Here is an 18849-nt window from a genome sequence, read left to right on the forward strand (position 1 = left end):
GTGGCCGGGTCGATCCTTATTTGGGGCGATTTTCCCGACTGCTACCCTATGTCGGGCTCGACTGATCGGACCGTGACGAGCGGGAGGCGGCTGTGACGTCTGGCGTGGTGGCGGTGTGGTCGCACCGCAACACGCTGCGGCTGCTCGTCCGGCGGGACCTGGCGGTGAAATACCAGCAGTCGGTGCTGGGCTACCTCTGGTCGCTGATCGAGCCGCTCGGCATGGGCGTCATCTACTTCTTCGTCTTCGGGGTGCTCTACCGGTCGGCCACCGACCGGCACCTCGGTGACGCCGCCGACTCGTACCCGCTCTTCCTGATCACCGGCATCTTCGCCTGGATGTGGACCAGTTCGGCGATCGGCGAGGCGACCGCCGCGCTCACCGGGCAGGCCCGGTTGATCACCACGATGAACCTGCCCCGGGAGGTCTTCCCGATCGGCCGGGTCGCCGGCCGGTTCGCCGAGTACCTCGCCGGGCTGCCGATCCTGGTCGCCGTCGCGATCGTCTACGCCTCGCTCGACCGGATCGAGTTCGGCTGGTCGCTGCTGGCGCTGCCGCTGGCGGTGCTGATCCAGGCGACCCTGCTGGTCGGGATCGCGCTGCTGCTCTCCTCGCTGAACGTGCTGATGCGGGACATCGAGCGGCTGATGCGGCTGGTCACCCGGGTGCTCTTCTACGCCACCCCGATCATCTACCCGCTCACCCTGGTCCGGGACTCCTCGCTGCCGGACTGGGTCAAGATCGTGTATGAGCTGAACCCGCTGGTCGGGATCTTCCAGCTCCACCACGCGGTCTGGTACCCGGACGAGTTCCCCGACGCCCGGCTGCTCGGGGTGGCGGTCGGCGGCAGCCTGCTCGTGCTGCTCGCCGGCTGGTGGGTGTTCCGCCGCCTCGAACCCGCCGTCCTGAAGGAGCTGTAGTGGCCGGGGCGATGGTGCAGGCGGAGGAGCTGGGGATCCGGTTCGTCCGGAACCGGCGACGCAACCTGCGGCTGCGGGAGATGTTCATCCACCGGGGCGGCCGGCAGCCCGCCGCCGGGGTCTTCTGGCCGCTGCGCAACGTCTCGTTCTCGGTGGCGCCCGGCGACACCGTCGGGATCATCGGCCGCAACGGCACCGGCAAGAGCACCCTGCTCCGGCTGATCGCCGGGGTGCTGATCCCTGACGAGGGGCGGATCCGGGTCGGCGGCGCGGTCGCACCGCTGCTGGAACTCTCCGCCGGCTTCTCCAACGACCTGACCGGGCGGGAGAACGTCCACCTGGTCGGCTCGCTGCACGGGCTCAGCCCGAGCTTCCTGCGTCGGCACTTCGACGAGATCATCGAGTTCGCCGGCGAACAGATCGCGAAGGCCATCGACACGCCGGTCCGGCACTACTCGTCCGGGATGAAGGTGCGGCTGGGCTTCTCGGTGATCGCCCAGCTCCAGCACCCGGTGCTGCTGATGGACGAGGTGACGGCGGTCGGTGACGCCGACTTCCGGAAGAAGTGCTACGACACCATCGACCGGCTGATCGCCGAGGGTCGTACCGTGATGCTGGTCTCGCACAACGAAAACGATCTCACCCGGTTCTGTAGCCGGGGACTCTACTTCGATGGAGGACGATTGCGGGTGGACGGCACCATACGCGAGGCCCTTGACGCATACCACGACGTGGTCAGGCCGTGATGCTGGCGATCCTGCTCACCCCCACCCGGCCGGGTACGCCGCTGACCCGTCCCGACGGCATGCCGCTGGCCGCCGCACTCCGGGAGCAGTTGCGCGCGGCCGGCGCCCGGGACGTGGTCAGTACCGACGATCCGGGCGAGGTCGCCGTGCTCGCCGGCACCGCCCGGGAACCGGTACTGCTCTGCTCCGGCGACCTGGTCGCGCACACCGCCGTACTCCGGCACCTGGCCAGCAGTCCGATGCCCGGCACGGTCGCCCTGGTGCTGCCCGAGCCGGGCGCCGGCCCGGTCGGCGTGGTCGAGGACCGCAACCAGGTGGTCGCCGCCGGCCCGGCCGGGGAGGCCGGCTCCGTCGGGACGCTGACCGCCGCGCCGACCGGTGCCTCCGGCGGAGCGGTACGCGTCGGCGTGTCCGACCTGCCCGCCCTGGTCGCCGCGGCCCGGGCTGTCGCCGACCTGCCCGACGGCAACGTCGCCGCGGCCCGGGCTGTCGCCGACCTGCCCGACGGCAACGTCGCCGCGGCCCGGGCTGTCGCCGACCTGCCCGACGGCAACGTCGCCGCGGCCCGGGCCGTCGCCGAGGCGCCCGCCGATCCGGTCCCGCTGCTGGACCGGCTGCTCGCCGCGCTGACCCGCCCCGGACCGGTATCCGGCACCGGCATCACCATCTTCGCCCACCGGGCACGCCTGCTCGTCGCCCGCCGGGTCGCCGATCCGGCGGCGCTGGCCGAGGCCGAGGCGGCGGTGGCGGCGGTCGACTCCGACCGGGCCGAGCTGCGGCTCTCGGTCAAGGAGAAGGACGACTTCTTCACCACCTACTTCGTCAGCACCTGGTCGCCGAAGGTGACCAAGCTCTGTGCCCGGCTCCGGCTCACCCCGACCGGGGTCACCGCGATCTCGGTCGCCTTCGCGCTGGCGGCGGCGGTGCTCTTCGCCGTCGGCGGCCGGCCGGCCCTGGTCGGCGGGGCGATCCTGCTCTACCTCGGCTTCGTGCTCGACTGCGTGGACGGGCAGTTGGCCCGGTACACCCGGCACTTCAGCCCGTGGGGCGGCTGGCTGGACACCATCGCCGACCGGGCCAAGGAATACCTGGTCTACGCCGGCCTCGGCATCGGGGTCGAACGGGCCGGCGGGCCTGGCTGGGCGCTCGCGATCGCCGCGATCACCCTGCAGACCGTCCGGCACATGACCGACACCTGGTACGGCGCGCTGCACGACGAGGCGGCCAAGCGGCCCAAGCAGACCGGCTCGGGCGGGCTCGGCGACCGGCTCAGCCAGGCGTCGAACCGGGTCCAGGCCGACACCGGCTCGCTGACGTACTGGGCGAAGCGCACCGTGGTCTTTCCGATCGGCGAGCGGTGGGCCCTGATCGCGCTGACCGTGGCGATCTTCAATCCGCTGGTCAGCCTGGTCGCGGTACTGGTCTGGGGCGGGCTGGCGGCGCTGTACACGCTGGCGCTGCGTACCCTGCGGGCCCGGTCGATGCGGGTGGCGGTGCTGACCGGGGTCGACACCACCCTGCACCGCGACGACGGGCCGGCGGTGCGCTGGCTCGCCGCGCTCGGCCGCAGCGCCGGGCTACCCGGGCCGCTGCCGCTGGCCCTGCTCGGGGTGGCGGCCGGGCTGGCCCTGCTCGGCGCCGGCCTGGCCGGGCTCGGCACCGGGCCGGCGCGCTGGCTGGTGCCGCTCGCGGTGCTGGTCGCGCTGGTCGCCGGGCTGCCGGCGGCGACACCGCACGGCGGTGCGCTGGACTGGCTGGTGCCGGCCGCGCTACGGGCCGCGGAGTACCTGCTGGTGATCGGGGCCGGGCTGCTGGTCGACGCGGACGGTGCGGTGATCTTCGCGCTGCTCTTCGTGCTGGCGCTGCGGCACTACGACCTCACCGCCCGGCTGGAGAAGCGGGAGCGCGCGCCGCTGATGCACGCGCTCGGCCTGGGCTGGGACGGCCGGTTGATCCTGCTCGCCGTCGCCGTACTCGCCGGCCCGGTCGCCGGCCGGGTGGCGCTGCTGGTGCTCACCGGCTACCTATCGGCGATTTTCGTAGTGAACGCGCTCCGTGGCTGGGTACCCAGGGACATTCCCGGGCCACGACAGCCGGCCGACGCCGCCGTCGGGTCCGGTGGCCACCCCGCCGCCTCCGACACGTTCGCGACCGCCGGTGCGGGGGAGGGCCACGCCGCGACCCCGGGGCGACCGGACCGGACCGGTACGCCGGAGCGGCGGGAGTGGGACGGATGACGCCGCCGGCGGGATGACCGGGCACCTGCCCGGCCGGCGCGGCGGAAAGGGACGGATGACGCTGCCAGCGGGGGTACGGCGCCGATGGCGCTGATCAGTTTTGTCGTACCGGTCTACCGGGTGCAGGGCTACCTGCGGGAGTGCCTCGACTCGATCCTGGACCAGCCGGTGGCCGACGTCGAGGTGGTGGTGGTCGACGACTGCTCGCCGGACAGCTGCGGCGAGATCATCGCCGAGTACGCCGCCCGGGACGACCGGGTCCGGGTGGTGACCCTGGACCGGAACGTCGGGCTGGGCGAGGCCCGCAACATCGGCCTCGACCTGGCCACCGGGGAGTACGTCTGGTTCCTGGACAGCGACGACTGGCTGGTCGACGGCTGCCTGCCTGCGGTGGCGGAACGGCTGCGCCGGGTCGGGCCGGAGGTGCTGCTCGTCGATCACGTGCGGGCGTACTGGAACCACCGGACGCTCGGCAGCGGCCTGGACCGGACGGTGCCGGACTCCGGCGCGGAGGTCTTCGCCGTCCGGGACCGGCCGGAGGTGCTCGACCTGCTGCACACCGCCTGGAACAAGGTGGTACGCCGCCGTTTCCTGGTCGACTCCGACCTGCGGTTCGGCCCCGGCTGGTACGAGGACGTGTCGTTCAGCTATCCGGTGCTGCTCGCCGCCGGCCGGATCAGTGTGCTGGACGCGGTCTGCGTCAACTACCGGCAGCGGCGCTCCGGGGCCATCACCCGGACCCGGGACGACCGGCACTTCGAGGTGTTTCCGCACTGGCACCGGGTCTTCGAGCTGATGGCGCGCTGGGGGCCGGAATACGACGACCTCCGGCCCCTGATCTTCGAGCGGATGATCTGGCACTACCTGATCGTGCTGGGCAACGGGCGGCGGCTCTCCCCGGAACTGCGCCGGAGCTTCTTCGACCAGGTGGTGGCGGACTACCGGCGCTGGCTGCCGCCGGGCGGTTACCGGCTGCCGGGCGGGGTCGACGGGCTGAAGCACCGGCTGGTGGCCGGCGGCCACTGGCGGACGTACGCGGTGCTGCGCGCGCTGCACCACTCCCGGCGGGGCGGGGTCCGGCGACTGGCCGACCGGTCGCTGCCGTCGCTGCCGTCGTCGCGCTCGCGCCGCCCGGCGTCCCCGGCCGGGTCGGCCCGGCTGCCGGCCGTGCTGCCCGGGGCCGCCCGGCTGATCCGGGACGGGCTGCTCCGGGCGTACTACCACGCGCAGTTGCGCCGTCCGCTCGATCCGGCGCTGGCGCTCTACGCCGCCTATTGGTACCGCGGCTACGCCTGCAATCCGGCGGCGGTCTACGAGAAGGCCCGCGAGCTGGCCCCGTGGATCCGGGGCGTCTGGGTGGTACGCCGGGACCTGGTCTCCAGCCTGCCGCCCGGGGTGCCGTACGTGGTGGCCGGCACCCGGCCGTACTTCCGGGCGCTGGCCCGGGCGAGGTGGCTGGTCAACAACGTGAACTTCCCGGACTACGTGGTCAAGCGGCCCGGCTCGGTGCACCTGCAGACCCACCACGGCACCCCGGTGAAGGTGATGGGGCTGGACCAGCAGCGCTATCCGCGCGGCGCGGCCGGGCTGGACTTCCCCGGACTGCTGCGCCGGATCGACCGCTGGGACTACAGCCTCAGCGCCAACACCTTCTCCACCCAGATGTGGGAACGGGCCTATCCGGCGGAGTACCGGACCTTGGAGGTCGGCTATCCGCGTAACGACCGGCTGGCGAACGCCGGGCCCGCCGAGGTCGAGGCCGTCCGGCGCCGGCTCGGCATCCGCCCCGGCGAGCGGGTGGTGCTGTACGCGCCGACCCACCGGGAGCACCGGCCCGGGTACTCACCACCGTTCGACCCCGGTGCGCTGCTGGAGGTACTCGGTCCGGCGGGCCGGCTGCTGGTCCGGGGCCACTATCTCGACCCGGACGCCTGCCCCGCCCCGGAAACCCCGGCTGCCGTCGGCACCCCGACCGGTGCGGCGGCACTCCCGACCGGCGGGCCCACGACGCCGGCCGGGCCGGACCGGGTACGGGACGTCACGGACCATCCCTCGGTGGAGGACCTCTACCTCGCCGCCGACGTACTGGTCACCGACTACTCGTCCGCGATGTTCGACTACGCCACGCTGGACCGGCCGATCGTGGTCTACGCACCGGACTGGGCCGAGTACCGGCGCGAGCGCGGGGTCTATCTGGACGTGCGCGCCGAGGCGCCGGGGGTGGCGGTGACGGAGTTTCCGGAGCTGCTGACGGCGTTCCGGACCGGTGCGGTGGACGGCGTGCCGGCCACCCTGGCCCGGGAACGTTTCCGGCGCCGCTTCTGCGCGCTGGACGACGGCCGGGCGGCCGAGCGGGTGGTCCGGCAGGTCCTCCTCGGCGAGCCCGACTCCAGGCGGGACGCGGGACCGGCCTAGGACCCGGAGTCGTCGTCGCCGGGCAGGTGCTGGGCGGCCCAGCGGGAGATCTGCTCCAGGGCGGGCATCAGCGCCTGACCCCGCTCGGTCAACCGGTAGGAGACCGCGATCGGCGGCCCCTCCTGGACGGTCCGGACGATCAGGCCGTGTTCGGTCAGTTCGGCCAGCCGGTCGGAGAGCACCGAGTCGCTGACCTTGCCCACGGCCCGGGAGACCTCGCGGAAGCCGGCCGGGCCGGAGCGCAGGCTGCCGAGCACCGGTGCGGTCCACCGCTTGCCGAGCACCGCGAAGGCCCGGGCCAGCGCCGCGTCCGCGCGGGCACAGCGCTCCGGGCTGGGTACCTCGGGGGTCTGCCTGGTTGGTGGCATACCGGAATACTATCGCTTCCGATGGCGCTAGCATTTCAGAAGCGGCTAGCATATGCAGCGCAACTTCTAACTCTTCCTGGGAGCACAATGAGCGAGCAGACTGACCCGCGGCCGAGCGTGCTGGTGGTGGGTGGCGGATATGCCGGGATCAACGCGGCGAAGGCGCTGGACGACGTCGCCGAGGTGACCCTGGTCGACCCGACCGAGGCGTTCACGCACAACGTGGCGGCCTGGCGGGCGCTGGTCGAGCCGGAATGGCTGGACCGGATCTTCTTCCCCTACGAGCACCTGCTCAAGCGTGGGCGCTTCGTCCGGGACCGGGTGGTGGCGGCCGACGGCCGGGAGGTCATCCTCGACTCCGGCGAGCGCCTCACCCCGGACTACCTGGTGCTGGCGACCGGATCGTCGTACCCGTTCCCGGCGAAGGTGGACGAGCCCGACCTGGCCACCACGCGGGACCGGATCCGGAACGCGCACGGGGTGCTGCGCGACGCCGAGCGGGTGCTGCTGGTCGGTGCCGGCCCATCCGGGCTGGAACTGGCCGGCGAGATCAAGGCGTACTTCCCGGAGAAGCATGTGACCGTCGCGGACGTCGCCCCCGACATCCTCCCCGGGCCGTACGCGCCGGAACTCCGCGAGGAGCTGCACCGCCAGCTCGACAAACTCGGCGTCGAGCTGCGGCTCGGCAGCCCGCTGGACCTGCCGACCGCCGAACCGGCCACCCGGGCCGCGATCTCGGTCCGCACCGGAGACGGCGACGAGCTGACCGCCGACGTCTGGTACCGCTGCTTCGGGGTCAGCCCGGCCACCGGCTACCTGCGCGGCGCGCTCGCCCAGGCCCGCGACGAGCGGGGCTACCTGCGGGTCGACGGCCAGTTGCGGGTCGCCGGCCAGGACCGGGTCTTCGCGATCGGCGACATGGCCGACGCCGACCTCAACATGGCCGGTCGGGCGGGCATGCAGGGCAAGCTGATCGCGGCGAACATCCGCGCCATGATCACCGGGGAGGGCGAGCCCGCCGACTACCAGCCGATGCCGCCGGTGATCGTCGTGCCGCTCGGCCCGGAGGGCGGCGCCGGGCAGATGCCCGACGGCGTCAAGGGCCCGGAGGCAGCCGCCGGGATCAAGGGCCGGAGCATGCTGGTCGAGATGTACTCGGCGCTCTTCGACGCCGCCCCGACCTCGGGCTGAGCGGTGGCGACGCGGTCCGGGTCGGGTACCGCACGACGCGGCCGCCCGTCCGGGCCGGCGCTCTGCGCCGTTGTGGAGTGGCCGTGCGCGGCCGCCGGGTCGCCGTGCGCGGCCGCCGCGGTGGCCGCGCACGGCGGGCCCGGGCCGACGAGGGCTGTGCTGGCGACTCTGCCGGTCAGTCCATCTTCCGGCGGGCCTGGTTCACCTCGCGAACCACGTCCCAAGCGTCCGCCACCGGGCCCAGGTGTCCGAGCTTGTCGGGGTTGAGCACCACACGGATCGCCTGGATCCGCCCGTCGAGGATGTCGAGCGCGCAGGTGTTGACGACCCTGCCGTCCCGGTCCCGGAAGATCGCGCCTGGCTCGCCGTTCACCTCGTGTGATTCCATGACCCCGCCGATCCGGAAGAACGGCGCGATGGTCGCGGCCAGCAACCGGGCGACGTTCTCGGCGCCGAAGACGCCCTTGCCCCACAGCGGGGCCTTGCCCCCGCTGTCGCCGGTCATCTGCGCGTCGGCGGCGAGCAACTCCCGCAGCCCATCCAGGTCCCCCTCCCGGAAGGCGTCGAAGAATCGCCCGGCGAGCTCCTCGCGCTCCCCTCGGTCGGCCTCGAAGCGGGGCCGGCCCGCGTCCATGTGCCGGCGCGCCCGCACCGCGAGCTGGCGGCACGCCGCCTCGGAACGGCGCACCGCCGAGGCGATCTCGCGGAAGTCGAACCCGAAGACCTCCCGCAGTACGAAGACCGCCCGTTCGAGCGGGCTGAGCCGCTCCAGCAGCAACAGGGCCGCCATCGACACCGAGTCGGCCAGCTCCGCCGACCGCTCCGGGTCCTCGTACGGGTCGGTCAGCAGTGGCTCCGGGAACCACTGCCCGGCGTACTCCTCCCGCCGTACCCGCGCCGAGCGCAGCACGTCGATCGCGATCCGGGACACCGTGGCCGACAGGAACGCCTTGGCCGACCTGGGTTGTGTCGAGGAGCCCGCGTAGCGCAGCCAGGTCTCCTGGACCGCGTCCTCGGCCTCGCTCACGCTGCCGAGAATCCGGTAGGCGATCGAGAACAGCAGCGGCCGCAGCTCCTCGAACTCCTCGGCCCGGGTCACGCCAGCTCCTCCTCGAAGCCCTGCCGCCAGGAGGGGCAGCGCAGCCGCCAGCCGAGCTCCCGGGTGGCCTTGGCGGTGGAGAAGCCGCGCCCGCCTGTACTCGTCGGGTCCAGCGGCGGCACCGGCCGCCGCCCCAACACCCCGGCCCCGCCCGCCACGAACACCCTCATGACCAGCACCTTCCCGACATCCGTCCCGGTATCCGCTACTCAAGACGAGACAGCCCGCCGGTTCTGTGACATGTCACGGAACGGCCGGGCTGTCTCGTCTCGGGCGAGACAGCCTCTCGGACAGGAGCTTGGGCATGAACGAGCACACCACACACCAGAAGGTCGCGCTGATCACCGGGGCGAACAAGGGGATCGGCCGCGCGACCGCCGAGCAGCTCGCCGCGCTGGGCATGACGGTCCTGATCGGCGCCAGGGATCCGCGACGTGGCGAGGAGGCCGCCGCGGCGGTGCGCAGGGCGGGCGGCGACGCGCACGCGGTCATCCTGGACGTCACCGACCCGGCCACCGTCCGCGCGGCCGCGAGGTGGGTCGAGGAGCGCTTCGGCCACCTTGACGTCCTGGTCAACAACGCCGCCATCACCGGTTCCGGGCAGGTCTCGCCCGAGGACGCCCATGACCAGGTCCCGAGCTCCGTCGACCTGGACATGGTCCGGGCGGTCTTCGGGACGAATGTCTTCGGGGTCATCGCGGTGACCAACGCCCTGCTCCCGCTGCTGCGGCGGTCGCCGGCGCCGCGCATCGTCAACGTCAGCAGTGCCGCCGGGTCGCTGACCCTCGCCAGCGACCCGGACGGCCCGCTCGCCGGGCTGCTGGCGTCCGCCGCGTACTCGCCCTCCAAGTCGGCGTTGAACGCGCTGACCGTGCAGTACGCGAACGAGCTGCGGAAGGATGGCATCCTGGTCAACGCCGCCGACCCCGGCTTCGTCGACACGGACATCAACAACCACACCGGGTACCTCAGCACGGCGCAGGGCGCCGCCGCCGTGGTGCGGCTGGCCACGCTCGACGCCGACGGACCCACCGCCGGGTTCTTCGGCGAGGGCGGCCCGGTGCCCTGGTAGGCGCTCAGCCCGGTCACCTGTCGTTCGTACACATGTTCTGTCCACAGCCTGTGGATAGAACATGTGTACGACGGCGGATCATCGGTCGACCGCGGACGGGCGGCGTACCCGCTGTCGGACCCGGTCGGCGGCGAGTCCGGCGTACCGGCCGGCGACGAACCGGGTGGCGGAGGCGAGCGACCGGATCCCGCCGACCGGGATCGTCTCCACCCCGGCCAGTGCCGCCCGCCGGGCCCGCTTGTCCGGCCGGACCACCAGCCGGGGCCGGGGCGAGGACCACTTGTTCTCCGGCAGCAGCCGCAGGTCGATCACCCCGAAGTCGTCGCCGCTGACCCAGCGCCGCCCGGCCACCTCGGCGACCACCTCGTCCAGGGACTCGTCGGGCCGGCGTACCCGGAAGGCGCGGCTGAGCGCGGAGGTGCGCCAGAGCGACAGCCCGTCGTCCGGTGCCGTCGCCCCGATCGGCAGCAGCCGGACCAGACCGACCTGCCACTGGTCGGCGGCCGTCACCAGCCGGCGTACGGTGTCCGCGTCCACTCCCAGGTGCGACCCGAGTTCCAGCAGGTACGGCGCCGGGTACGCGGTCGTCGGCGGCTGCCCGGCCAACTCCACCCGGGGCTCGGAACGGTACGTCGCGGCGAGCAGTCGCAGGTCCAGCAACGGGTCGGCCAGTACCGAGCGGCGGTGATCGGTGAGTTCGGCCCAGTCCGCCACCAGCGCCACCCGCAGGTCGGTCTGGTCGCCGGCGAGCAGCCGGTCGACGCAGGTGCGGACCATCTCGTACGGCCCGTCGGCCCGGACCACCGCCACCACCAGCGGTACGGCCCAGCTCCGGTGCGCGGCGGAGCGCAGGTAGCGGGGCTGCGGCATCAGGTCGGCCAGGAACGGCCGGTTGTACCGGCGCAACGCCTCGCCCCGGGCCATCATGTGGGACCGCCCGAGGTGCCAGCTCCGGGCCCGCGGCTCGGGCACGAAGACCGCACCCGCCTGGGCCAGCCGGTAGCCGAACTCGGTGTCCTCGCCGAGCCGCAGGTCGGGGTTGAGTCCCCCGGTCTCGGCATAGAGGCTGCGGGCCAGTGCGGCGGTGGCGCCGACGTGCGCCCGGAAGTTCAGGTGGTCACCGCCGCGGAGCTGGTCGGTGTCGTCGATGAGGCGTTCGACGTACTCGTGCGGCTCGGAGTCGTCGAGCCGGAAGAGCCGGTCGGCGGTGCCGGCCGCGCAGCTCTCGGCGACCTGTTCCGGGGTGGGCCAGTCGGCGTCGACGAAGCGCTTGTAGCCGAGGGTGACCACCTCGTCGCTGACGTGTTGCCAGCGGGCCTGCGCCGCCACATGCTCCGGGAAGACCACCATGTCGGCGTCGAGCCAGTGCAGGATCTCGCCCTCGCTGCGCTCCGCGCCGACGTGCAGCGCGGTCGACCGGCCCCAGCCGCTCGCGTGGTCGGCGACCCGGAGCAGCCGGCAGTTGTCGGGGCGGATCCGGGGCAGGACCAGCGGCGGGTCGCTGCCGTCGTCGACCACCACCACCTCCAGCAACCCCGACGGGTACGTCTGGGCGCGCAACGCGGCCAGGGTGAGGTCGAGGGAGGGCTGGCAGTCGTGGGCCGGGATGATCAGCGAAACCGACCGGGTCGGCTGCCAGCCGTCCAGCTCGGGTGGGGTGAGTCGACTCCAGTCGTTCCGGAACAACCGGACCGGGGGATGGGCCGTGGTGGCCCGGGCAGGGCTGGACACGCGGCACAGTGTAACTATCCGGTTGCCGAGAGCTGATATCTGCGCGCCGCGTGGCGGGTTTCGGTCGAAATCAGCCGCGCGGTCGACTACCGTAAGTGCCTTCGCGATAGCGCCACGTAGGTTGGCGTCGGTGGTCGGCCGACGAAGGGATCGGCGTGCCAGGCAGGGACGACCCGGAGAAGTACCTCCGCTGGCGGGTTGCCGTCGGCGAACCCGACGGCCGGCGACGGTGGCCGCTGGTCACGCTCGGCTCCCGGCTGACCGAGATACCCGGCCCGCCCGCGTCGAGCCGGGTGCCCCGGCAGGGCCCGGCGGCGGACCGGGCGGCCGGTGCCGGACCGGCCTGGCACCGGATGTTCGTCGGCCGGATGGCCGTCGCCGCCCGGTCCGTGACCTGGCTGCGGCACCTGCTCGACCACCCGGTCGGGCTGACTCGGGTACGCCGGATCAGCATCGTCGTGCAGGACTGGGAGATCCCGCAGCGCGGCTGGTCCGGCCGGCTGGGGCCGGTGCCGCACCTGCTCGCCCAGCGGATCACGCTGCCCCGGCACGACCGGGGCCGGGTGGCGGCCGAGATCGAGCTGCGCTGGTCCGTACCGCTCCGCTCGGTGCTGGCCGCCGTGCTGCCGCTGCTCACCCCGATCCGTCCACTGCCGACCCCGGGCAGCCCGGAGGTGACCGCCCAGGATGTCTTCCCCGGCTGGCTGGGCGCCGGACCCACCCTCGCCGTCGTCGCGGGGGAACTGCCCGGCAACCCGGCCGTCCGGCCGTACGACCTGGTGCTCCGGCCGGACGGCGCCAGCCCGTCGGTGGCCGGGGACCCGGCCGGTACGGCGTACCGGGCCCGGCTGACCGTCGACCGGTTGGGCGTGCCGGACACCGAGGACGGCGGCCGGACCGGGCCGGTACTGCTCGACGCCGAACACGCCGTCCCGGTCGGCCGGTACGGGCCGTTCGGGCCGGACGCGCCCCGGGCCGAGCTGAACTTCTCCCCGGGGCCGGACGGCGCGAGTTGGCGGATCCGGGGACCGGACGGGCTGGACTGTGAGGGTCGGCTCGACCGGCCGTGGCTGACCGAGCGGACCCGGTCGGCGCTGGCCGGGATCGGGCTGCTCGACTGCGCGGTGCCCGGGCTGCGGCCCCGGGCCGAGGCCGCCCTGCTGCTGCACCTCGCGCTGGCCGGCGTACTGGTCCGGGCACCCGGCCTGCCGGTCTCCTGCCGGGCGCAGTTGGCCGACGAGGTGGTCGAACTCTTCCGTGCCCCGCTGCCGGACCGCCCGACCGGCCGGCCCGACCCGGAGACCGACCTGGAGTGGGAGGCCCGGGCGGTACGCCAGCGCCGGGCGGTACTGCGCCGGCACGCCCGGGGCTTCGCGCTGCCCCGGCTGGCGGCGGCCACCTTTGCCGGCCTCGGCGCGTTGCCGCCGGTCTCGGTGCTGCTGGTGACCCGTCGGCTGGAGCACGTCCTCGACGCGGTGGCGGCGGTGGCGGCGCAGAGCTATCCGGAGCTGGAGATCGTGCTCTGCCTGCACGGCGTGGGGCTGCCGGTCGAGCTGCGCCAGCGGCTGGCCGACTGCGGGCGGCCGGTCGAGGTCGTCGAGGTGCCGGCCGGGCAGAGCTTCGGCGAGGCGCTGGTCGCGGCCACCGCCCGGGCCCGGGGCACCCTGGTGACGAAGTTCGACGACGACGACACGTACGGGCCGGAGCACGTCTGGGATCTCGTCCTCGCCCGGCACCACTCCGGCGCGACGATGGTCGGCAAGGCGGCCGAGTTCGTCTATCTCGGTGCGCTGGACACCACCGTACGGCGGGACGCGGGGGCGCCGGAGAGCTTCGCCCCGGTCGTCGCCGGCGGCACGATCCTGATCGGTCGGGGCGACCTGGCCGAGGTCGGTGGTTGGCGCCCGGTGCCGAGTGCGGTCGACCGGGGCCTGATCGACCGGGTCCGCCGGGCGGGTGGGCTGGTCTACCGGACCCATCCGCTCGGCTACGTCTATCAGCGCCGGCCGGCCGGACACACCTGGGACCCCGGATTGGAGTACTTCCTGCGGGACAGCGGCGTGCAGTGGACCGGGCTGCCCCGGCACGGTGAATTCGGCACCTCCGGCACCGAGCCGGTGCCGCCGAGCAGCCGGTGGAAGTTGCATCAGCAGAGGTCGAATCGAGTCTGGTAACCGTCATGTCACAACGTGAACATGGCACGTTTACCCGATGGGCTTCTGTGATGATCCTCGTCACAGTCATTCCCGGGGCCGGCCATAACGCTGCGGGGAGGTGACGGTGACTACCGTCGCGCTCAAAGACGTCACGAAGGTATTCCCGGATGGGACAGTGGCGGTCGACAACGTCAGTCTCGACGTCAACGACGGCGAGTTCATGGTGCTGCTCGGCCCTTCGGGCTGCGGAAAGTCCACCGTGCTCAGGATGGTCGCCGGTCTGGAGGACCCGACCACCGGCGCCGTGCTGCTCGACGGCGAACTGGCGAACGACCTGCCGCCGCGGGATCGCGGAATTGCCATGGTCTTCCAGGATTTTGCGCTGTATCCGCATATGTCGGTGGGAGCGAACATTGCCTTCCCGCTCCGGCTCTCCGGCGTGGAGGAAGGGCCGCGCGGTGAGCGGGTGGCCGACGTGGCGAGTGCGCTCGGCATCGCCGACGTACTCGGCCGCAAGCCCAGCCAACTCTCCGGCGGGCAGCGGCAGCGGGTGGCGATGGGCCGGGCCATCGTCCGGCGCCCCGGGCTGTTCCTGATGGACGAGCCGCTCTCCAACCTGGACAGCGGCCTGCGGGCCGAGCTGCGGGCCGAGATCTCCGGACTGGTCCGCGAGCTCGGGGTGAGCACCATCTACGTCACCCACGACCAGGCCGAGGCGCTGACCATGGCGGACCGGGTGGCGATCATGCGCAAGGGGGTCCTCCAGGACGTCGGGACCCCGACCCAGGTGTACGGCCGGCCGGCCACCCTCTACGTCGCCGCGTTCCTGGGCAGCCCCCGGATGAACCTGCTGGAGGCGACCGTCTACGTGCACCTCGACCGGTACGTCACGCTCAACCTCGGCGAGCAGGCGCTCTATCTGCCCTGGGACGACATCCGGGCCCGGGCGGTGGCGCACTACCACGGCGAGCGGATCGTGGTCGGGATGCGGGCCGAGGCGCTGACCCCGGTGGCTCCGGACTCTCCCGGCGACGTGTTGCAGGGACGCATCCGATACCTGGAGCACCACGGGCACGAGTCGCTGGCGTTCCTCGACATCGGGGCGACCGCGATCGTCGTCGACGACCTGGGCGGCCCGGTGACCGACGAGCGTCCGGCCGGAGGGGGCCGGGGGCTCCGGCGGCTCGGCCAGGTGATGCAGCGGCTGACCGGGCGCGCCGTCGGGTCGGCTCAGCCGGCCCCGGCGGCCCGAGGTGCCCGGGACAGCGTGCTGGACCCGGGTCGGCACCACCGCCGCCCCGCCGAGCTGGCGGTGCGGCTGGCGCCGTATCCGGCGGTCACCTCCGGCCACCCGATGGCCGTCTCGGTACGCATGGACGCGGTGCACTTCTTCGACGAGCGCGGCGACCGGATCGACGTGGGGTGGCGCTGACCGCTTCCCGTCCCTTAGCGTCTGTCGATTCCTCCATCCCTGGTAGTCCCGTTAGGAGAGCCGCTCGTGTCACAGGAACGACCCGGCCTGCTCGTGATCGAGCGGATCCTCCGCGACCGGCACAGCGTCTGGCAGCAGATCGTCGAAGAGCGCGACCTCAACGGGCTCACCGGCCAGATGCTGGCCAGCTCGGCGATCGCGCTGGCCTGCTACGGCGCCGTGCTCGGTGCCTTCCACAGCGTGCTGATGGCCCTGACCTCGGCGGTGAAGCTGCCGCTGCTGTTCCTGGTCACGCTGGCCATCTGCCTGCCGACGCTGTACCTGTTCAACCTGGTCTTCGGGGCCCGGCTGTCGGTGCGGCAGGCCGTCTCGATGGTGATGGTGGCGATCGCGGTCACCTCGATGCTTGCGGTGGCGTTCGCGCCGATCAGCCTCTTCTTCCTGATCACCGCACCGGACTACGCCTTCTTCAAGCTGCTCAACGTGGCGATCCTGACCCTGTCGGCCCTGGTCGGGCTGCGCTTCCTGACCGGTGGCATGCAGGTGCTCAACGCACACGGCCTGCTCGCCCCCACCCCCACCGGCCAGCCGGCCGCCGTGAGCGCCGGCCAGCCGGCGGTGGCCGCCCCCGCCCAGGGCAGTCCCTGGGCGGCGCCCCAGTCGGTGACGGCGCCGCAGCAGGTGCCGGTCGCGGTCGGCGCGGTGAACGGCGAGACGCCGGCCCCGGCGACCACGGCCAACGGGGACGGGCCGGCCACGCCCGCCCAGCCGGCACCGGCCACGCCCGCCCAGCCGGCGGTCGCCACGGCGGCTCCGGCTACCGTGCCGGCGGCTCCCGCCGGGGCGGCTCCGACGCAGGTGGTGCCCGCTCCGGCCCAGCCGGTGCCGGGGCAGTACGGCTACCGCGCGGCGGAGCCGTACCCGATCGGCCGGCCGGGGGTGCCGCCGTCCCCGTCCGGCGGCCCCCGCCCGGCGAGCATGACCCTGCTCTACATCTGGATCCTGCTGTTCGGGTTCGTCGGCACCCAGTTGGCGTGGACGCTGCGGCCGTTCTTCGGCGACCCGGAGCAGCCGTTCGCGTTCTTCCGCAGCATCGACGGCAACTTCTACGCGGAGATCCTGCGTAGCCTGGGCAGCCTCTTCTGAGGCCGTCCGGGGCCTTGCCGGGGCAAGTTACCAGCAAGTAGCGTACGGCCATGGCTCCCGACGTACGGCAGATCGCCGCCGGCCTGCTCGAGGCCGTACCGTTCGCCCGGACTCTCGGCTTCGAACTGGTCGAGGTGACTCCGGACGGGGCCGGCGGGATCCGCGCCGTCGTCCGGCTGCCCGACTCGCCGCCGACGCACAACCACGTCGGCGGCCCGCACGCCGGTGCGCTGTTCACGCTCGGCGAGACCGCCTCCGGTGCGGTGGTGCTCGCCGCCTTCGGTCAGCTCTTCGAGCGGGCGGTGCCACTGGCCACCCAGGCGGAGATCCGCTACCGGCGGCTGGCGATGGGCGCGGTCCGGGCGACCGCGCGGCTGGGCCGCCCAGTCGCCGAGGTGGTGGCCGAGTTCGAGGCCGGCAACCGGCCCGAGTTTCCGGTGTCGGTCGTGGTCGGCACCGAGGACGGCGTGCCGACCACCGAGATGACCGTGCACTGGACGCTCAAGCCGCGCTGACCGCGCGGCTCCGGCACGGGCAGGTTGACCAGCCTCGACAGCCGATCTGTCGCTCCGTCTGGCCGGGATCCGGCTCCCCCGAGGGATCCGTCCGGGTCTCCCTGAACCGTCCCTGACTTCCGGCGCCTGGCATGGACGATCCCCCGATATGAAGGAAGGCTACATGTAGTCATCTGAGATATAGGGAGGTGTCGCAATGGCCGGCGGGGGATCGCGGCGGTGGCTCCGGGTGCTGCTCGGAGTCTTCTCGGTCGTACTGCTGCTCTGTGGGATCGGCACGGCGGTCGGCACCTGGGTCTGGACCCGGGGTGTCATCGACACCCGTGGAGAGGTGGACTTCGTCAACCGGCTCGCCGTACCGCCGCTGGCGCAGTCGCGGATCGACGGCCAGGGGCGCCGGGTCTTCGACCTGCGCGCCCAGCCCGGCCAGCGCGACTTCGGCCAGGGCGGCTCGACCGCCACCTGGGGCTTCAACGGCGACTACCTCGGCCCGACCCTGCGGGCCCGGCGCGGCGAGCAGGTGGTGGTCAACGTGGTCAACGGGATCGGCCGGCCGACCAGCGTGCACTGGCACGGCATGCACCTGCCGGCGGTGATGGACGGCGGCCCGCACCAGATGGTCCGGCCCGGCGCCACCTGGTCGCCGCAGTGGAAGATCGACCAGCCCGCCGCCACGCTCTGGTACCACCCGCACCCGCACGGCGAGACCGCGGAGCAGGTCTACCGGGGACTGTCCGGGATGTTCATCCTGGACGACGAGCCGTCGGCCGGGCTGGCGCTGCCCCGCCGGTACGGCGTCGACGACATCCCGGTGATCGTGCAGGACCGCAAGTTCACTTCCGACGGTCGGCTCGACGAGGGGAACTCCAGCCTCGGCGGGACCGGCATCCTCGGCGACACCCTGCTGGTCAACGGGACCGTCGGGCCGTACCTGGACGTCAGCACCGAACGGGTCCGGCTGCGGCTGCTCAACGGCTCCAACGCCCGGACGTACGACTTCGGGTTCGCCGACAACCGCGCCTTCGACCTGGTCGGCACCGACGGCGGCCTGCTGGAACGCCCGCACCGGACCGGCCGGATCCGGCTCTCGCCCGGCGAGCGGGCCGAGGTGGTGGTGTCGATGCGGCCGGCGGAACGGGTGGTGCTGCGCAGCTATCCGCCGAACCACGGCGTCGAGTTCTTCGGCGGCCGCTTCACCGGCGGTGAGGACACCTTCGACGTACTCGAACTGCGGGCCGCCGGCAGCCTCGCGGCGGCACCGGAGGTGCCGGACCGGCTGGTACCGGTCGAGCGGCTCGACCCGGCGTCGGCCGCGCAGACCCGCCGGTTCCGGCTGAACGGACGCGAGATCAACGGTCGGGACATGGACCTGGACCGGATCGACTTCGCGGTCACCCGGGGCAGCACCGAGATCTGGGACATCGAGAAGCAGGACGCCACGCCGCACAGCTTCCACGTGCACGACGTGCAGTTCCAGGTGCTCTCGGTGGACGGTCGGGAACCACCGCCGGAACTGGCCGGCTGGAAGGACACCGTGCTGGTCAGCACCGTCGACTCGCTACGGATCATCGCCCGGTTCGCCGACTACGCCGACCCGAACATGCCGTACATGTTCCACTGCCACCTGCTCCAGCACGAGGACCAGGGCATGATGGGGCAGTTCGTGGTGGTCGAGCCGGGTCAGCGACCGGGGCGACCACCGGGTGGGCACGGGCACGCCCAGCACCGCTGAGCGATCGGGCTCCCCCCGGATGGCGCGGGTCGCCGGGCGGAGCCCCTCGGCCCGGCATCCTCGCCGGGCGGAGCCCGTCGGCGCATCGG

The 18849-nt window shown here is 72.9% G+C and carries 14 protein-coding genes and 1 pseudogene; 11 read left to right on the top strand and 4 right to left on the bottom strand.

Features of this window, described 5'->3' with window-relative positions:
- Positions 1 to 92: 92 nt before the first annotated feature.
- The 4 genes and pseudogenes from AAH979_RS06830 to AAH979_RS06845 all read left to right on the top strand — a co-directional run bounded on the left by AAH979_RS06830 (position 93) and on the right by AAH979_RS06845 (position 6318).
- Positions 93 to 920 (top strand): ABC transporter permease, encoded by an 828-nt coding sequence (locus AAH979_RS06830; RefSeq protein ID WP_346257170.1) that lies wholly within the window; start codon positions 93 to 95, stop codon positions 918 to 920.
- The gene (locus AAH979_RS06835) at positions 920 to 1666 is read left to right on the top strand and encodes an ABC transporter ATP-binding protein (RefSeq protein ID WP_346257171.1); all 747 of its coding nucleotides are present in this window, start codon (positions 920 to 922) and stop codon (positions 1664 to 1666) included. Before AAH979_RS06830 ends, AAH979_RS06835 begins: the two co-directional genes overlap by 1 nt.
- Positions 1666 to 3732 (top strand): annotated as a pseudogene (locus AAH979_RS06840) (DUF5941 domain-containing protein); the annotation flags it as partial. The gene AAH979_RS06835 and the pseudogene AAH979_RS06840, both read left to right, overlap by 1 nt.
- A 255-nt stretch (positions 3733 to 3987) precedes the next feature.
- Positions 3988 to 6318 carry a CDP-glycerol:glycerophosphate glycerophosphotransferase gene (locus AAH979_RS06845; protein WP_346257172.1) on the top strand — a complete coding sequence of 777 codons (2331 nt, stop codon included), beginning with the start codon at positions 3988 to 3990 and terminating at the stop codon, positions 6316 to 6318.
- Here the strand turns inward: AAH979_RS06845 and AAH979_RS06850 are convergent.
- A complete protein-coding gene (locus tag AAH979_RS06850; protein ID WP_346257173.1) occupies positions 6315 to 6686 on the bottom strand; it encodes a helix-turn-helix domain-containing protein in 372 nt (123 codons plus the stop codon). The two genes, AAH979_RS06845 and AAH979_RS06850, sit on opposite strands and share 4 nt — an antisense overlap.
- Positions 6687 to 6773: 87 nt before the next feature.
- Here AAH979_RS06850 and AAH979_RS06855 point away from each other — a divergent pair, with 87 nt between their 5' ends.
- Positions 6774 to 7877: an FAD-dependent oxidoreductase gene (locus tag AAH979_RS06855; RefSeq protein ID WP_346257174.1), complete on the top strand. Its 1104-nt coding sequence runs from the start codon at positions 6774 to 6776 to the stop codon at positions 7875 to 7877.
- A gap of 175 nt (positions 7878 to 8052) precedes the next feature.
- Here AAH979_RS06855 and AAH979_RS06860 read toward each other — a convergent pair whose 3' ends face one another.
- Together AAH979_RS06860 and AAH979_RS06865 are read right to left on the bottom strand one after the other, a co-directional pair.
- On the bottom strand, positions 8053 to 8976 hold the full coding sequence (locus AAH979_RS06860) for an RNA polymerase sigma-70 factor (protein WP_346257175.1): 924 nt from the start codon (positions 8974 to 8976) through the stop codon (positions 8053 to 8055).
- On the bottom strand, positions 8973 to 9146 hold the full coding sequence (locus tag AAH979_RS06865; RefSeq protein ID WP_346257176.1) for a hypothetical protein: 174 nt from the start codon (positions 9144 to 9146) through the stop codon (positions 8973 to 8975). Before AAH979_RS06865 ends, AAH979_RS06860 begins: the two co-directional genes overlap by 4 nt.
- A gap of 134 nt (positions 9147 to 9280) precedes the next feature.
- On the opposite strand from AAH979_RS06865, the gene AAH979_RS06870 reads away from it, so the two are divergent.
- A complete protein-coding gene (locus tag AAH979_RS06870) occupies positions 9281 to 10048 on the top strand; it encodes an SDR family oxidoreductase (RefSeq protein WP_346257177.1) in 768 nt (255 codons plus the stop codon).
- A gap of 78 nt (positions 10049 to 10126) precedes the next feature.
- On the opposite strand, the gene AAH979_RS06875 is transcribed toward AAH979_RS06870, so the two are convergent.
- Positions 10127 to 11779, bottom strand: coding sequence for a glycosyltransferase (locus AAH979_RS06875; RefSeq protein ID WP_346257178.1), 1653 nt, complete (start codon positions 11777 to 11779; stop codon positions 10127 to 10129).
- Positions 11780 to 11934: 155 nt separating this feature from the next.
- Here AAH979_RS06875 and AAH979_RS06880 point away from each other — a divergent pair, with 155 nt between their 5' ends.
- The 5 genes from AAH979_RS06880 (at position 11935) to AAH979_RS06900 (ending at position 18760) form a co-directional block, all read left to right on the top strand.
- Entirely contained in the window at positions 11935 to 13953 is a 2019-nt protein-coding gene (locus AAH979_RS06880) for a glycosyltransferase (protein WP_346257179.1), read from the top strand.
- A 106-nt stretch (positions 13954 to 14059) separates the two neighbouring features.
- Entirely contained in the window at positions 14060 to 15367 is a 1308-nt protein-coding gene (locus AAH979_RS06885; RefSeq protein WP_346257180.1) for an ABC transporter ATP-binding protein, read from the top strand.
- Between the two features lie 66 nt (positions 15368 to 15433).
- Positions 15434 to 16513, top strand: coding sequence for a hypothetical protein (locus AAH979_RS06890; RefSeq protein ID WP_346257181.1), 1080 nt, complete (start codon positions 15434 to 15436; stop codon positions 16511 to 16513).
- Between the two features lie 50 nt (positions 16514 to 16563).
- Entirely contained in the window at positions 16564 to 17028 is a 465-nt protein-coding gene (locus AAH979_RS06895) for a DUF4442 domain-containing protein (RefSeq protein ID WP_346257182.1), read from the top strand.
- Positions 17029 to 17224: 196 nt separating this feature from the next.
- Positions 17225 to 18760, top strand: a complete 1536-nt coding sequence (locus AAH979_RS06900; protein WP_346257183.1) for a multicopper oxidase domain-containing protein — start codon at positions 17225 to 17227, stop codon at positions 18758 to 18760.
- The last annotated feature ends 89 nt before the right edge of the window (positions 18761 to 18849 follow it).

The organism is Plantactinospora sp. ZYX-F-223, from assembly GCF_039649625.1.
In the GTDB taxonomy this organism is placed as follows: Bacteria; Actinomycetota; Actinomycetes; order Mycobacteriales; family Micromonosporaceae; genus Plantactinospora.

Excerpts from the sequence above, each read along its gene's own strand:
- AAH979_RS06865 (WP_346257176.1), bottom strand. The coding sequence starts at position 9,146 with ATGAGGGTGTTCGTGGCGGGCGGGGCCGGGGTGTTGGGGCGGCGGCCG.
- AAH979_RS06850 (WP_346257173.1), bottom strand. The coding sequence starts at position 6,686 with ATGCCACCAACCAGGCAGACCCCCGAGGTACCCAGCCCGGAGCGCTGT.
- AAH979_RS06900 (WP_346257183.1), top strand. The coding sequence starts at position 17,225 with ATGGCCGGCGGGGGATCGCGGCGGTGGCTCCGGGTGCTGCTCGGAGTC.
- AAH979_RS06845 (WP_346257172.1), top strand. The coding sequence starts at position 3,988 with ATGGCGCTGATCAGTTTTGTCGTACCGGTCTACCGGGTGCAGGGCTAC.
- AAH979_RS06870 (WP_346257177.1), top strand. The coding sequence starts at position 9,281 with ATGAACGAGCACACCACACACCAGAAGGTCGCGCTGATCACCGGGGCG.
- AAH979_RS06855 (WP_346257174.1), top strand. The coding sequence starts at position 6,774 with ATGAGCGAGCAGACTGACCCGCGGCCGAGCGTGCTGGTGGTGGGTGGC.
- AAH979_RS06895 (WP_346257182.1), top strand. The coding sequence starts at position 16,564 with ATGGCTCCCGACGTACGGCAGATCGCCGCCGGCCTGCTCGAGGCCGTA.